General features: G+C 37.4%; 17 protein-coding genes and 1 tRNA gene. 2 read left to right on the top strand and 16 right to left on the bottom strand.

Annotated features, from left to right (window positions below; genetic code table 11):
* Positions 1-63: 63 nt before the first annotated feature.
* Positions 64-1,338, bottom strand: a complete 1,275-nt coding sequence (locus tag MMP72_RS08140; protein WP_241316212.1) for a HAMP domain-containing sensor histidine kinase — start codon at positions 1,336-1,338, stop codon at positions 64-66.
* Positions 1,339-1,503: 165 nt separating this feature from the next.
* Here MMP72_RS08140 and MMP72_RS08135 point away from each other — a divergent pair, with 165 nt between their 5' ends.
* Positions 1,504-1,653 carry a hypothetical protein gene (locus MMP72_RS08135; protein ID WP_241316210.1) on the top strand — a complete coding sequence of 50 codons (150 nt, stop codon included), beginning with the start codon at positions 1,504-1,506 and terminating at the stop codon, positions 1,651-1,653.
* A 15-nt stretch (positions 1,654-1,668) separates the two neighbouring features.
* Here the strand turns inward: MMP72_RS08135 and MMP72_RS08130 are convergent, their stop codons facing one another.
* The 15 genes from MMP72_RS08130 to MMP72_RS08060 form a co-directional block, all read right to left on the bottom strand.
* The gene (locus MMP72_RS08130) at positions 1,669-2,031 is read right to left on the bottom strand and encodes a hypothetical protein (protein ID WP_241316209.1); all 363 of its coding nucleotides are present in this window, start codon (positions 2,029-2,031) and stop codon (positions 1,669-1,671) included.
* Positions 2,032-2,446: 415 nt separating this feature from the next.
* Positions 2,447-2,938, bottom strand: coding sequence for a hypothetical protein (locus tag MMP72_RS08125; RefSeq protein WP_241316207.1), 492 nt, complete (start codon positions 2,936-2,938; stop codon positions 2,447-2,449).
* Positions 2,939-2,941: 3 nt separating this feature from the next.
* Complete coding sequence (locus tag MMP72_RS08120; protein ID WP_241316205.1) at positions 2,942-3,526, bottom strand: recombinase family protein; 585 nt, start codon at positions 3,524-3,526, stop codon at positions 2,942-2,944.
* A 177-nt stretch (positions 3,527-3,703) separates the two neighbouring features.
* On the bottom strand, positions 3,704-4,189 hold the full coding sequence (locus tag MMP72_RS08115) for a hypothetical protein (protein ID WP_241316204.1): 486 nt from the start codon (positions 4,187-4,189) through the stop codon (positions 3,704-3,706).
* A 1,019-nt stretch (positions 4,190-5,208) separates the two neighbouring features.
* Positions 5,209-5,856: a hypothetical protein gene (locus tag MMP72_RS08110; protein WP_121930644.1), complete on the bottom strand. Its 648-nt coding sequence runs from the start codon at positions 5,854-5,856 to the stop codon at positions 5,209-5,211.
* A gap of 62 nt (positions 5,857-5,918) precedes the next feature.
* Positions 5,919-8,456 carry a DUF927 domain-containing protein gene (locus MMP72_RS08105; protein ID WP_241316201.1) on the bottom strand — a complete coding sequence of 846 codons (2,538 nt, stop codon included), beginning with the start codon at positions 8,454-8,456 and terminating at the stop codon, positions 5,919-5,921.
* Positions 8,453-8,788, bottom strand: coding sequence for a CHC2 zinc finger domain-containing protein (locus MMP72_RS08100; RefSeq protein WP_121930646.1), 336 nt, complete (start codon positions 8,786-8,788; stop codon positions 8,453-8,455). Before MMP72_RS08100 ends, MMP72_RS08105 begins: the two co-directional genes overlap by 4 nt.
* Before the next feature lie 4 nt (positions 8,789-8,792).
* Complete coding sequence (locus MMP72_RS08095; protein WP_121930647.1) at positions 8,793-9,335, bottom strand: hypothetical protein; 543 nt, start codon at positions 9,333-9,335, stop codon at positions 8,793-8,795.
* Complete coding sequence (locus MMP72_RS08090) at positions 9,328-9,666, bottom strand: hypothetical protein (protein WP_228200051.1); 339 nt, start codon at positions 9,664-9,666, stop codon at positions 9,328-9,330. Before MMP72_RS08090 ends, MMP72_RS08095 begins: the two co-directional genes overlap by 8 nt.
* A complete protein-coding gene (locus MMP72_RS08085) occupies positions 9,663-10,310 on the bottom strand; it encodes a hypothetical protein (protein ID WP_121930648.1) in 648 nt (215 codons plus the stop codon). Before MMP72_RS08085 ends, MMP72_RS08090 begins: the two co-directional genes overlap by 4 nt.
* Entirely contained in the window at positions 10,307-10,624 is a 318-nt protein-coding gene (locus tag MMP72_RS08080; protein WP_241316200.1) for an AlpA family phage regulatory protein, read from the bottom strand. Before MMP72_RS08080 ends, MMP72_RS08085 begins: the two co-directional genes overlap by 4 nt.
* Before the next feature lie 15 nt (positions 10,625-10,639).
* Entirely contained in the window at positions 10,640-10,876 is a 237-nt protein-coding gene (locus MMP72_RS08075) for a transcriptional regulator (protein ID WP_121930650.1), read from the bottom strand.
* A 117-nt stretch (positions 10,877-10,993) separates the two neighbouring features.
* Positions 10,994-11,869, bottom strand: a complete 876-nt coding sequence (locus tag MMP72_RS08070; protein ID WP_241316198.1) for a hypothetical protein — start codon at positions 11,867-11,869, stop codon at positions 10,994-10,996.
* 581 nt (positions 11,870-12,450) lie between these two features.
* The gene (locus MMP72_RS08065; RefSeq protein WP_241316196.1) at positions 12,451-13,821 is read right to left on the bottom strand and encodes an integrase arm-type DNA-binding domain-containing protein; all 1,371 of its coding nucleotides are present in this window, start codon (positions 13,819-13,821) and stop codon (positions 12,451-12,453) included.
* 179 nt (positions 13,822-14,000) lie between these two features.
* Positions 14,001-14,087, bottom strand: a tRNA-Leu gene (locus MMP72_RS08060).
* Positions 14,088-14,267: 180 nt separating this feature from the next.
* Between MMP72_RS08060 and queA the strand changes: the two genes are divergently transcribed.
* Positions 14,268-15,305 carry a tRNA preQ1(34) S-adenosylmethionine ribosyltransferase-isomerase QueA gene (gene queA / locus MMP72_RS08055; RefSeq protein ID WP_241316194.1) on the top strand — a complete coding sequence of 346 codons (1,038 nt, stop codon included), beginning with the start codon at positions 14,268-14,270 and terminating at the stop codon, positions 15,303-15,305.
* The last annotated feature ends 156 nt before the right edge of the window (positions 15,306-15,461 follow it).

Raw genomic sequence — 15,461 nt, 5'->3', positions numbered from 1 at the left:
CATCTTAATGAGGTCTGTAGACCTTTCTAGTTATATCAGTTACAAGCTTATCTTTAAAATCTCTTAGGCTAATTTTTCTTGACTTTTATTATGCTGTTCAACACATGAATCGACATGTTCACGTGCAGCAGGCAAGAGCACGGTAAACAGCGTTCCTTCCCCCTCCTTCGAACTGGCACTAATTTCACCGAGGTTCATTTCTACAAACCGTTTACACAAGGCCAGTCCTAAACCAGCGCCTTTCTCACCAGCCGTTCCTTTTAAACTCACAGTGATGCGAGGTTGAAATAAATCTTTTATCTGCTCTTGAGTCATACCGAGACCAGTGTCTTTAATACAAATTTCCACATGGTTATCTTTGATTTTCGCTCGAATAAAGACTTTTCCAGCACTATCTACATCGGTAAATTTCAAGGCATTTGAAACAAGATTCTGAATCACCGAAGTAATCATATTCATATCGGCATAGACAGTTAGGTTTTCATCGACTTCATTCACCAGTTCGATATGCTTTTTCAAAGCCAATGTTTTTAAGATATCAGTGACAATATTGGTAATCTGTCGCAACTTAAAATTGATTGGGTGATAAACAAAACGACCGCCCTCTGCCATTGCCCAATTCAACAAACTTTCCAATAAGTTATAGGTTGATTGAGAGGTCTCATGCAAATAGTCTGCAATATTTTGAATACTGGATTCATCTAAGGTATCACGCTCTTTTGCCAGTATTTCAGAAAAGCCCAGTAAGCCATGAAAAGGCGCACGTAAGTCATGTGAAATGATAGAAAAGAATTTGGTTTTACTCACATTCAAGGCAGCTTCTTGTTCGTATAATTCTTTTAATTCATCATGATTAAATTTCAACTCAAGCTGTTGCATGAAATTAATACATTGCGCTTGTAACAGTTGTTTTTGCAATTCGCTAAACGCTTGTACATCCTCATCAAAGAGCACCACATAACCCAAAGAGGTTTGATCAGGATGTCTAAGAGGCAGTGCAATCGCACTTTGAACTTTTCGTTTAAATACGTTAAGAAAAGCAAGTAAGGTCGGATAGCGCGGATGCTGATGATCTATCAGATCATCATTGACAAAGAGTGTATTCAGACTTTTTGCAATCTTAGTAGAATCAACTGCTTGTAGTTTTTCAGGGCAACGATGCCAAAGATACGGCTCTTGGTGAAAAGCAAGCAATGCGCTACTAGCCTGCATCAATTTACAATTGAATTGCAGAAACTGCTCAATTAAATTCTGTTCAGTGTTTAGACCTAAAGACAAAGAAATCTTACAAGCACTTAACTTTTCGGCCTGCTGTAATTCTAATAATTGAATAGCCATGCCCGCCTCTCGAATATTATCATTATACGGTTGCTTACGTTTTATTAAGAAAAATGTGACAACTATCACCTAGTATTAACAAAGTTTAACATAAAAGGCAATAAATGCTTCTCATGATTTCGAAACAAAACGTGAAATTTCATTAAATTTTAACATGGATATTTAATGAAGTGGGCTAAAAAATATGAATGGAAAAGCATGGTTGCAAGCAATGACCAAAGAAGTGGCCAAAGACCACTCCTCCTTATCGATCATACTGGCTTAAATGCTCTTAACAAAGATAAACAAAAACAATGGAATTTATCAAATGATTAGAACGTAAAAATCTTTTTATGCAAAGTTATAGTACAGCGAGGTGCCATAGTCGTAAAAACGCACCTTATCGCCCTGAACGGCAATTGAATAGTAGCGCCCATTTCCATAATGATAGCCCTCATAACAACCATTCGTTTTTTGTTTTATTGAGATATATTCACCATGTCCGTAATCATAAAGGCGATATTCACTGCCATTAAAACGCCCCTCAAAATACGTATTTCGATCATAATCAAAAAACTTTATACGTTCTTTATTTGCATGACCTGAAATACGAGGGTAACGAGACTGACTATAATCATAAATATTGCGTTTAGTATTATTTGTTTCTAGCTTTAGTACTGCCAAAGCAAGTGCAGCTCTTTGATACGGCTTCATTATTTCTCCTTTTCATAGGATCTGCTGACATTGCACAAATACTGATGACTTAAGCATTTTCAACTCAAGCCACCCTAAACAGTACAAGGCATTCTTCGAAATTTAGTTATTCTAAACGATGAGAAACACTGTTTCGCAACATAACGCAATACACGATTAAAATAACAACAGACCCTCATTATTCTTCAAAAAATTTACATCTAAAAGTAACCACAACCTAAAATTTGTACTACAGTAAAAATTAAATAGGCTTCTTAGACTAACATTTTTAATCGCCATAAAAAAACCCCAAGCCTTTAATACCAGCTTGGGGTCTTTGAATCTTGGTCCGAGGGTCAGACTCGGTCATATCAATAAGATACTGATATAAATAAACTATATAAAATACATAATAAATGTATCCTTAATCGTATCCTTATTTTTGATACTTAAAGTATTTAATTAATATCGTCCTGAGTGTTTTAAGACTGTTCCCCACATGCTCAGCTAGGTGTACACCATCCCTATCTGCAATTGCATCATTAAAACTCATCTGTTGTAGCCTTTCTAACTTTTTATAGTAATTGGTAAGGTCTTTTTTTGAATCAAGAATTGACTGCTCTTCCTCATTAGTAAGCTGATAAAAAAATTGTGTCTGTCTTCTTACCTTTAGAGCTAAGTCTTTTAATCTATTAATTTCTAATGTTATTTTCTCTTTATTTACAATACTACTATGAACAGTCATATACTCTTCTTCGTATTCATTAAGAAGTAAAATCAAGGATTCAGCTTCATTAGCTACAACCTCACTACCCTTTTGCTTTCTCCATTGATTAGAAATATATAAAGCTATAGCTCCTGTACCTATTGTTGCTACAGCTCCTGCAAAACCTGCTATAGCTCCCCAGTCCAAACTACAAACATCCATACACTATCCTTTCAAAGCTCTATACACAGTTGCAACGCCACACCCTACAGCCTTCGCTATTTCTTCTTTAGTTAAACCTTTGGTATTTAAATCTTTAATTCTAACATGCTTAGTTACATCTGCTTTCTTACCAGTAGGTACATATCCTGAGCGTGCCAACCCTTGTTTGATTCGCTCCTTGCGCTTGTCATTGTCCAACTTCGCCATAGTTGCCAGTAGATCAATAAGCATGGCATTAATGACATTCAATATCTCACCTGTCATACCGTCATTGCTTGTATGTGTGGTCGGAAGGTCTGCAACGATCAAACGTAAACCTTTAGCTTTGATCTTATCTTTTAGAATAGCAAAATCATCTTGTGACAATCGGCTAAGTCTATCCACACTTTCAACTAAAAGAATATCGCCTTTATTCGCCTCTGCAAGTAAATGATTTAATGCTGGGCGTTCAAGCTTTGTACCTGAATAGTTTTCTATGTACGTGTTGTATTGATCGCCATAGCTTTGGCTAAATGAAATAAGATCATTCAATGCTCGCTCTGCATCTTGATCTTTGGTACTTGCTCTTACATATATTCTAATTGTCATATCACTAGCCTTTATCATATAGCTATCATTTAATATGACTTATGATAAATCTATCATTTAACTAAGTAAATAAGTTAAATGATAGACAGTGAGATATAATTATCAAATTCTCTTTTGGGTATAGTCTAATGATAGATTGAGTTGCTCTTTAGACTGGATCGAAAGCTAATGCTCATACTAGTAAGGAAATCTATCTTGCTTAAACTCAACTTTATTCTTTTTTACATGCTTAAAGAACATATTAATCAATTCTAAAAAGTTCGATGTTGTATTTGAGTCAAACTTATATAGATACTCTCCATCTTTTTTATACTGAGTTACATCAAGTACCTCAAAGTATTCTGACTCTGCATTCTTTTTACGTTGAATACTTACTTTAATAGTTAATCTTTTTGTGGAGCGTTCAGCAAGGTTATATTCTTTCTCATTGCGTTTTTCAGTTATAGGATTAACTATTTGAATCGAAATATTTAATTCTTTGTACTTAAACAATAAAATATTTTCTTCTTTAATCTCATGATCGAAATCAGGACAGATAGAAAGGAACTCAGTTGTAATCAAATACTTTAGATGATTTACATGCTCTTCCAATTGTCTAGCTTTCTCACTTTTATAGGCTTCAAATTCGTTTTGTTGTTCAATAAGTAATTGAAGTCCATCCATATCAAATGCTCTTCTTTGAAATAAGGGATAATCATTAAGTATAGTCGATGAAGATTAATGCTGTAACTCTTAAAACCAGTTGTTTGCCCGTAACTGCCTATGCTCACTCTTAAAATCACATTAATGTTTTTGCCGTGGTGTCCTCTTTGGCAAGGGGAATTACCTTTCCAGAATTTTTGACTGTGATGCAGTCACCTGACCACCTGACCACCTGACCACCTGACCACCTGACCACCTGACCACCTGACCACCAGCATGGTCCTAGTTATTCACCTTACAAGGGGAAATGGGGTCAAAAGTCCAAAAGGTACACCCATTTAAAGACCGTCCCCCCATGAAATTTTCTCTTGGTCAAAAGTCGATGGGAGGGGTATCATTTTTATGATTAATATTGGTGCAAAAAACTTAGTAACTCTAAAAAATGGTAGATTTTGCCAATATATAAAATGACTAATTTTATTAATGTTACAGGTGTTACATAGGTTACAAGACTGTTTTATATATATTTTTTCTTATCCATATATAAATATCTATGAATATCAATAATATATAAACCAACTTTTATTTAAATAATATTATATATATCAATATCTTAGAGTAGACAAGTCCAATCTATCATAGTTATATTTACCCTGACACACATATCTACCATTTTTAAGTGGTTACAAGTGTTACATAGGTTACAAGATTGTTTTATATAAATTTATCTGTAACACATTGAGGCTTTGAATCTTGTTACATGGGTTACGATTTAGGGTATGGGGGGCATGAAAAATCTCTCAACTCGCCTTAGGCGGACACCGCCCTCCTTTCTCATTTGTAAAAAAAAGATCGATTTAGATAAAAGTAAATAAAAATATGGAGTGAGCTAGTAAATATGGATAAAAATTCAAGCCTTTTTAAGTCCGATCTACTCCAGTTAAAGACTACATTACAAAACAGTGCCAAAATCTCGGAATAAGTAACCTCGCCCTTGCCACCCTACGGCGCAAATTCACAATTAGATTGTTTTAGTTTACTTAGGCAAAAGTATTGTGATGCTGAAAAGCGGTCATGGCTGAATGGGTGAAGTTCGGGAATAGGTAAAACCTAAAACGACTATCGTAATTAAATATGTTCTGTTCAATTAAAGCATTTATAAATTGCTGGGCTTGATCTTGGTTCAGCATAAATTTTTGTATTAGGTCTTGCCGTACATGTTCAGGCTTCACAAGGGCATTTTCTACAGGATTACTGATTTTACGCAAGTTGCTACGGTGTCGCTCCAGTCGGTCAAAATAGGTCTGTATCACTTCTTGCTGTATCTCCGTATCCATTATTGAGGAATTGGATGCAGTCGAATTACTCAGTATTTCGATAATTTCCGTTTTGGACTGCTTTACTCGCTGTATATCCATGTCTGTGATACGTTCTGCATGATGTAAGCGAATAGTTTGATTGTCTATCAGCTCTATTTCTGCACCCTCTTGTTGAATATGCTCCAGTAGTTCATAGCATGATTGAAGCAGTAAACGACGTATTAACTGCGGTTTATATTTGCGTATAAAGTCAGCGCATTGCTGGGGCATACCATCAGAATGATGTAAGCGCAAAGTTTGATTATTGATTAGCTCAAGGCTTGCACCATAGTGCTGTAAAACTTGGCTGATTAACTGTGCAATATTCATGATTTAAGATCGCCAATAAAAAGGCTGAACGGCGTTTCATGCTCATACAGCCTAAAATTGAGTTAAATATCTATGGTTGTGCCTGTGTTTACGTCATCCATATAGGGATTAGTGGCGTTCTCAATGTCATAGCTAAACATTGATGTGTTGAACACATATAACCAAACTGGATTTTTACTTTCAGGGGTGCGTTCCTGCTTGGTTGTTTTGCCATTAGCACAATCTAACCAGCCATGTTTTTTAAGCACTTTAGCTACTTTTTTAGGGTCAAAACCAGTGCAAAGCTCCTGTTTAAATTGCTCTTTAAAGAACAAGTAACGCAAGGTTTCACGTTGTTGGGCATTAACCACCTTATAGCCCACTCGATATATGGTTTTCTCCCTAAAGCTTTTCGTATCAGCACCTGAATCATCTACTTGATCTGAATTGCCATAGCTCGCACGCTTATTACCCTCAATCAAGGTATCAAAACGGCTATTTCCATTCGCCTCAAAAAATGCCCGAACTTGTTGAAGTATCTGCCGATCCTCAAAATCCCCGACCATTTCAAAGCTATTTAACCAGGTCTTAAATACGCTGGTGACTGCCTCTAAAGCCCTGCCCTTTTTCCAGCCTGTGATATTGGCTTGCGTTGCCAGCTCACCAGCCACGGCGACAACCGCAAAACGTGAAGCAACACGAGCAATATGACCCTGTGCATTGTCTGGAGTAAGCTTTGTTTGGTATTGCTGATACATTCTTAAAGCGGTTTCAGTCATCCGACCTTTATCATTGGTCAAATATTCAAGCCATGCTTTACCAGCCACACCATAAGCATTAATTGAATTTTCATACAGCATATTGGCTTGCTGTGAAGCATCAGGCGCAAAGTCTACAAGATCAAATACACCATGCTCACAAGCATCTAAACTAATTTCAGGCAATCGGATTTCTTGCCCTAGTTTAGCCGTTTGCCCGATCTCATTTAAAACCTCTTTAAAAGTCTTTTCGCCACTGGATAAAAACAAAACACGCCATTGTTGTGGTGCTTTGGTTATCGCTGTTCTCGCCATACGTGCCTTACCTTGACCATTGGCAAGCATATACACGGTTTGTCCAATATCTTTAGCCGATGCTTCGCCAATTTCATCCAGCACTAAAAATCCATCATTGTGCATAAAGGCGGTTTGTTCTAAGGCGTTGCCTGTAGATCGCCAAGTACGGTAATACTCTTTAGGGTGTCCCCATACACTACAAGCAAGGTAAATAGCGGTACTTTTACCTTTGGATGATGTGCCATTGATATGAAAGCCACCACCTTGCTGATTTAATGGCTCAAGTAATTGCCCAGCAAATGCACACGCTACACTAAATACAAGTTTAGAATGGCTTTCCAGCAACAAGCTCACGCCATTTTTCCAAGTTTCTAATTCACCTTTGAATTGAAAGCGGTTATCTAACCCATCTGTACGCTGATAAACAATCACTTCATCATGCTTAGTGACTGGATTACTATAAGTTTCAGTTGGCAATACATAGCGATGACCATGCCAGCCAACACTATCCACACATAAGGCAAATTTATCGACTGGATAGCTCATTAAATAGATTTGAAAAAGCTCTCTGCCTCTGCGGTCAGGCGTAATAATCACGCCTTGATTGGATAACGCTTTGCGTGATTCTGTACCATCACCTTGAAATAGCTCATTTGGAACAGCCCAAGTATGGTGAATGAAAGCATCGTCTTGCCACTGTAATAAACGCCCCCAGTTGTTACTGGTGTTATCTCTAGTTTTGGCTGTCACTAAAATTGGACTGGAAATAAACCGTTCCCGATATTCACCATTTTTTAACTTTTCAATGAAAAATACGCCTTTATCATGTACCTCAAAACTACCGTTATCCCATTCCATAGGTTCAGCAAGCATACCATCAGGTAAATTACTGCTTGGTGATGGTGGCTGATAAGTTGCGGTGTTAAGGGTTGTTATATCGCTTGCCGTGGTATGTAGCCCTTGTTGCTTGCGTAACTCTGCCCAATCCATTACATCGCCTTTCTCGGGCAATTTCAGCTCATCCAAAACGACATATCGAATCACACAACCCAATAAATCAAGTTGCTGGGCAATTTCATTAAAAAACTTGGTGCCAGCCTTGTCATTGTCTGCCCAAATCACAATTGAATGCTTCGCAAGTGGTTTTAGGTCGGTTTTATCTGTGTTGCCACTGCCACCGCATGTGGTTGCGGTTAAGCCCAATGAGTTGATAAAGTCTGCTTTTTGTTCACCCTCAACAATATAAATCGACTGTTTTTCAGTAATATTTAATACCTGTTCAAGGGCATATAACGGCTTTTTACCTTGTCCTATTGGGTACAACTCATTGAAATTAGGATCACCAAATTTAAAACCACGTTCGCCACTGGAGAATACACGTATCCATTTATCACCAGTATGGTGGTTTTTGGCTCTCACTTTCCAATACACTGGCATGCCGTGACCATTGGTATAGCTGAATAGGTACTCAAACTGATAACCATTTTTGACTTCACGCTCAGCTAGCTTTTGGGCATGGATAAAAGCTTGTTCTTGAACTTCCTGATAATCTAAAAATTCAGTCATTCATGATTCTCCCATGCACCCAAATCTTTACACGCTTCGATAAAAGACTTGCCTGTAAGCAATTGGTGAAATGCTATCAAATCACCGCCTTTGGCTTCGCAAGCCATACATTTAAAACAACCTTTACGGCTGTTTATGCGTAAGCTTGGGGTACTGTCATCATGGAAAGGACAAATCATTTCTCGCCATTCGCCACGACCTTTTACGGCGTAGCCACTAGCAGTTAGATATTCAATAGGATCAGGAAGTAGTGCCCGATTTAAGCCAAATTTCTTTGGCTTGTCAGAATTATTATTTCGATATTTCCCTAGCGTAGGGTGCGCTTTCTTCATAAGACTACACCTCTACTTTAAAAATCGTAGGGTATAGCTCTCCTAAGACATCGCATTCGGCAAAAATATCGGATTGTAGTTGAATCGTCATGCGCTGGATTGCACTGATCATAAGCTGAATAGTGCTTAAACTGATCCCAGTAATTTTAAAAGCAACTGGATTGATCTGTAATGCCTTATCACAAGCGATCTTGGCAAGATTTATTAAATGCTGTACATCAGCATCAAGTTTTTGAAAATCGTTGTAAATAGCTTGAATTAAAGCTGTTGGATCGTCTGTTTCTTCAATATCACTAATTGCATCTGCTAGCTCATCCAGTTGGACATTCCATAAGCTTATAATTCGAAGTGAACCATACAAAGCTGAATGCACAGTTTGAATATCTTTTTTAAATCGAGGGTTGCTTTCGTTGCCGATGAAGTGAATCACGGCGTTATGCAGTGCCTGAATTTCCTTTAAACAAAAGAAATAATCTTTAACTGGTTTATCCAATTCTGTAAGGACTTGAAATACTTTGTTTTGAGTAGTAACGGTTTGATTAGGCATGATTATGCGCTCCTAGTGTATTAATAGAAGCCTTGCCGTTCACGTCCAAATGAGGGTGGCAAAGCTGAAAAGGGTTGGACGATAGGCTCACTAGGTTACCTACACACGTAAACGTGTCCCTCTCCAGCTTCGCCATAAAGATATGCGAATGCATAGAGATAGTACGCACAAAAAAAGCCCTTACGGACTGTGCGTCTAGTGAGAATTTATAGCCGTCCAAAGCTAACCCAACTGCTTTCTGTTGGGCATATTTAAAATATCGGTATTTTTTAGGTTTTGCAAGGATTGAGCATACTAATACGTCTGATCTATACGTTTTTAGGAAGTTCATACTGGTAAACCTCCTGCACTCGTATTGGTTTTTACTGCATCATTTAGGCGTTTAACTGTCCTCAAATGAAAGGCAACGCTATCTTGCCCCTGAATATGGTATTTTCTCGCATCAGCCCGTAGCGTATGGGTAATCAAATTCAATAAATACCCATCAATACCTATACAAGGACTGTCATAACGTGGCGTTTTAAGGGTCGTATAGCCCAAATGAATATAATCGTTATAGTCCTGTGCAAACTCAGCATAATTAGAAAGGGTTTCTATAACATCCAAAGGTAAAACGATTGCTTTTTTCCACGTATAACGCCCATCATTATTTCGCCAATCTATTAATATTTCTGCATCATAAATAGGAATACACTCAGCTATCTGAATTGCTATCATTTTCCCATCAACAAACAAAAAACCATCTTGAATATAATTTAATTCAGGATTGAATAAGGCATATTCTTGGTGTGCAAAGGCTGAATGAGATTCATTGGGTAAAACCTCATACGTTACCAATAGACAAAATGGTGATTTATTTCCTTTATTGGCAGTATATGAAATAGCTTTCGCCAAATAATTATAGGCTTGTGCCTTAAACTTATTCCCAATATTGATTTGACTGAATTTGATTTCTTTTGGAGCTTCATTTTTCATGATTTAGCCTCCATTTCTTTAGATTTCATCCACCCAGCTATATCTGTTGCACGCCATACAGTAATAGTTGAGCTAAGTTTTATTGGCTGTGGAAATTCACCCTTTCGCACCCATTCCCATAGAGTTTTTTCAGATACGCCTATCAAGCCTTTGCTTGCCCTACGTTCACCAATCACTCGGGTTCTGCCCTTGTTTATGCCCGATTTATATTGATGGATACGTGCTGGACGTTCAGGAATATTGGCAAGGTCACTCATACGATAAAAGCGCTCTGTACCTGATAGCTCTTCACTTATGTGTTGTTGTTCTAGCATGACTATCTTCCCCACCTAAACAGACTGCACATCATTGGCTTGCTTTTGGCTTTTATGCCATTGCACCAATTCTGCATAGTCGAAATAAACAGGGGCTTGGCGTGTCTGCCCAGCTTTGTAAGGTTTTGGAAATGTTGGGTCTTTTGCTATAAGTTTGCGCAAACCCTCTGCGGTCAGGTCTAGCATCTGACAAGTGGTTTTTTGAGATACTCGTAGCGGTTGTGCGTGAGTAGGTAAAGCATGAATTTGCATGTATAAGCCCTCATATCGGTTATGAGGCTATTTTGATTTTTGATAACATGAACAAATACTATACCGCTAAAAAAATAAGTGGTCATATTTTATATATTTGATTTTATTATAATTTAATCAATCAATTTCTTTCAATATTTTATTTTTTTCACGCCTTAATTGAATCCCTAATGGAGCATATGGACTATTTTCCATCATCTTATCTATTCGTCTTTGCTTTCGTTTTTTATCCGCTTGCTCTTTTTGTTTATTAGGTAATTCCTCAAGCTCCCTAATCCACCCAATCACTAAAGGCGGATTTTGTACACTATCGGTATATTTCTCATCTAACAAATTCTTTGTTTCAGCACTCGATCCCTTTAAACGCATACCTGTCAATGTATTAAAAAAAGATTGTTCAAACTCTTTTAACGTTGTATTTATTTCTTTTTCATATTGTTCGAGGTTATTTTTAAATTTCACCCAATCTAGCACTGTACGCTTGAATTTATTCCACTCCACTTCTGCCTTTTGTCTAGTAAGCGCATATCTATTTTTATTCGCTATTTTCGCACCTTTTGACTGACCCGTTTTATTTCTGGATTTATGCTTCGGTTCTCCTGTAGGAGATAAAACCTTTAAAATTGCAAGCTGATTTTTAGCATAAGATAAATTGCTCAATTGAGTATCAAAATCCATATTGACGGAGTTATTAAAAAAATTTTCAGCGGTCTCCATACCAAAATAGGCTGCTAAATAATAATCAGGATTTGCCTTATCAGTTTCGCGCCCCTTTAAACTTCTTTTAAGCCCATGCTTTTCAAGAAATTTTAGAACATCTGGATCAATGTTATTAAAATTTTTAGGGTGATAATGATGATAAAGAATATAAGTTATATCATCTTGTACATCATCCATTTCACTATGAATTTTTCTAAAAATTCGCTCTTGGTAATCATAAAATTGATGACGTGCTTCTTCAGGGTCTAACTCATAAGGATTAATTTCTATCATACCCCCCCCAATTGCAGCGCATCCTAAAACCATATAATGCCTTATATTGGCATATATCATCGACAAAAACTTAAATCATCTATTTTGCCAACCCAAGGTACAAGTGCCTGCTATAAAAACTGTCATTCTTGTCAATTTATTAGATATTTATCCAAGTTTTCAGACTTCCCAGTATTCATATGGTTGGCAAGTTCATACTTTGTAACTCATTTGCCCGATTCAAAATTCAGAAAAAAACAGGTTACAAAAGTGGTTACAGCCAAAATTTAAACTTAATGTTTATAAAACAGCATCTTATGAAGTCTAATGCATTCATTTTATGCCGTAAAACTCTATTCAAAAGTAGGTTACAGCAACAAAATAAAGGTTTTAGAATTTAAAATAATTCAATAAAAACAAATCTGTAACCTACAAAATAAAAAGTGTTACAGCTTTTTTAAATTAATTCTTTATAAAACAATAATGTAACCTTGTAACACCTGTAACATTCAAAAAACACTATATCCATAAAACATAAAAATTAGAGTTTGGACAAATTCCACAATTTAAATGCTATTTTTGCGTATGCTATTTTCGCCTAATTAAGCAATGAATGAATTTGTCATTTCAGCCAATTTAAGCTTAATCAACTTCGCATATTTAATATTAATTACACCCTGCTTTGCCTGCTCCATTAATGAAAGGCTAAATTCCATCGGGCTAATAAATTTCTCTTGGTTGGCTTCTAGGTAATCACTCCACCAACAAAGCATCATTCTACGTTCTTCCATAAATTCCGCATGGTGCATATAAGCCAATCTTACGCCATTACGTTCTTGGTGGCTCATTTGCTTCTCTACTGCATCCTCAGTAAATAACGTACTTTCAATTAATGCACCACATGCCATGCCCCTAAAGCCATGAATACATACATCCTCTTGGGTACTGTAGCCCATGCGCCTAATCATATCGTTAGCAGTGTTTTCACTCAGAAAACCGCCCATGTCTACGCTATTAGGGAATACATTTAAAGAAATACCGCTATAAACTTGCGTTTCTTTAATAAGCTTTAATGCTTGTGGGGACAAAGGGATTAAATGCTTTTCTTTCATCTTTGCACCTCTGTGAGAATCTTTATATCCAGCAATTAATTCCCTTGTAGGCGGTATGGTCCATATCTTTTTATCAAAATCAAATTCACTCCAACGTGCAAAGCGTAGCTCACTGGATCGGGCAAAAGTATGCAAGGCAAACTCTAAGCACAGCTTGGTAATTGGATTGCCTCCGTCATTTCTTAAACGGCTGAAAAACTCAGGTAACCGTACCAATGACAATTTTGGATAGTGCTTTGTTTTTCTTGTAATCGTGATTGCATCACTTAAAGCTACGGCTGGGCTTAGATCAATGTAACCCTTAGTAATGGCATAAGCGAAAATACCCGAAAATCTTTGTCGTGTCTTACTGACGATTTCTAAAAAGCCCTTTTCTTCAATCTTACTCAGGACGCTATACAAATCTCGGGTTTTAATCGTATCTATCGGTTTATTACCAATGACAGGGAAAACATACATTTCAAAGTTGCTTAAGGCTTTTCTTGCCGTGGCTTGATTCCACTTGCCAGTAGCCACATACGCCTCATGCCAATCTCGTGCAATACGCTCAAAACTAAACTCATCACTGTTTTTAGCTTCTTCAATTTTAATTTGATTAATAGGGTCAATATTATTGGCTAACTGATTTAAATAAATGGCTCTACGTTCCCGAGCTTCTTTTAAAGTAAGGGCTGGGTAGTTGTCTAATGTCATTAATCCATCTTTACCATTAGGACGTTTGTATTTAAATCTCCAAACCTTTGAACCATTTTTTCGAACAAATAAAATCAAGCCCTGTCCGTCATACAGGTTGTAGTCTTTTTCTTTTGGTTTTGCCCCATCACATTGGGTAGAGGAAAGTGGCTTAATCTGTTTTGCCATAAGGGTTTCACTCAAAATAAGGATACGGAAGTTGACCGCAGTGAATATATCCTTAAATGTATCCTTATTATTCCACGTTGTATAGTGGTATATGATGGCATATAGAGGTATTGGTTTTTGATTAAATGCTTGGATTTAAAGGAGAATCACCGATATGTTGGTGTATGTTTTTATTATAGTGGTCCCGAGGGTCGGACTCGAACCGACACGTCATCTCTGACAGCGGATTTTGAGTCCGCCGCGTCTACCAATTTCACCACCTCGGGAAGAGTGTGATGCTTTGTGTTGCGTATGATAACCTGTTTGATTTTATTGTCAAACCCTAACTATCACTTATTGCTCACTTTTAAATCATTCAGATATTTTTCTATCTATAAACATCCAGCTCAGCGAGAAAATGCAAAAAAGACTATACTACGCCCAATTTTTTGCAATGTTTTAGATGTATGCAACTCTCCGACTTTTCTTTTGACCTCCCAGATGAACTGATTGCTCGCTACCCATTAGAAAGCCGTAGCGCATCACGCCTACTGCATATCGACGCCCAAGGTCATTATCATGATCAGGCCTTTACCGATATTTTAGATTTATTGGAAGATGGTGATTTACTGGTTCTCAATGACACCAAAGTCATGAAAGCACGATTAAAAGGCAAACGTGCCACTGGCGGTGCGATCGAAGTTCTAGTTGAACGTCTGTTGGATACGCATACAGCACATTGTCACATCAAATCGAGCAACTCGCCCAAAGCCGGTGCAGAACTGTATATCGGGGAAGATGCAATTCCTGTGACAGTACAAGGTCGTCATGAAAATCTGTTTGTAGTGAAATTCTCACAACCAATTTTGTCGGTGCTCGATCAATATGGTCAATTACCAATTCCACCTTATTTCAATCGTGAAGCCGAAGATATTGACACTGAACGCTACCAAACAGTTTTTCATGATCCTGAAAAGATTGCCAGTGTGGCAGCGCCGACCGCAAGTCTGCATTTCGACCAAGATGTATTAGAAAAATTAGCAGCCAATGGCATTCAAAAAACCTTTGTCACCTTGCATGTCGGTGCAGGAACATTCATGCCTGTCCGTACTACAGACATTAGCAACCACATTATGCACAGCGAATGGTGTGATGTTCCACAAGAAACCATTGATCTGATTTTAGCGACCAAAGCGCGCGGTAATAAAGTGATTGCGGTGGGGACAACAGCAACACGCGCTTTAGAAAGTGCTGCTCAAGCCAATCAAGGTCAAATTGCACCCTGGACAGGCGATACTCAAATCTTTATTTTCCCAGGTTATCAGTTCTGTATCGTGGATCAGTTGATTACCAACTTCCATTTACCAGAATCCACGCTATTGATGTTAGTTTCAGCATTGTCGAATCGAGACAATATTTTGGCAGCATATCAACATGCAGTTGAACACCGCTATCGTTTCTTTAGCTATGGCGATGCGATGCTGATTGATAAGCTTGAGGCTTAGAAAAATTAGAATAGGCTAAATCAAGGTTTAGCCTATTCACTAAAGAATGACTTTAGGGAAAATAAGATATTTAGAATAAAAAGGCATACAGATTGATCTTACATACTTCTTCGTTTCTGAAATTTAAAGCATAATCTAGATACCATCGACCTATTA

It is taken from the genome of Acinetobacter sp. NIPH 2699 (assembly GCF_022549355.1).
Lineage (GTDB): Bacteria > Pseudomonadota > Gammaproteobacteria > Pseudomonadales > Moraxellaceae > Acinetobacter.
This window is presented reverse-complemented; position numbering and strand designations above follow the sequence as displayed.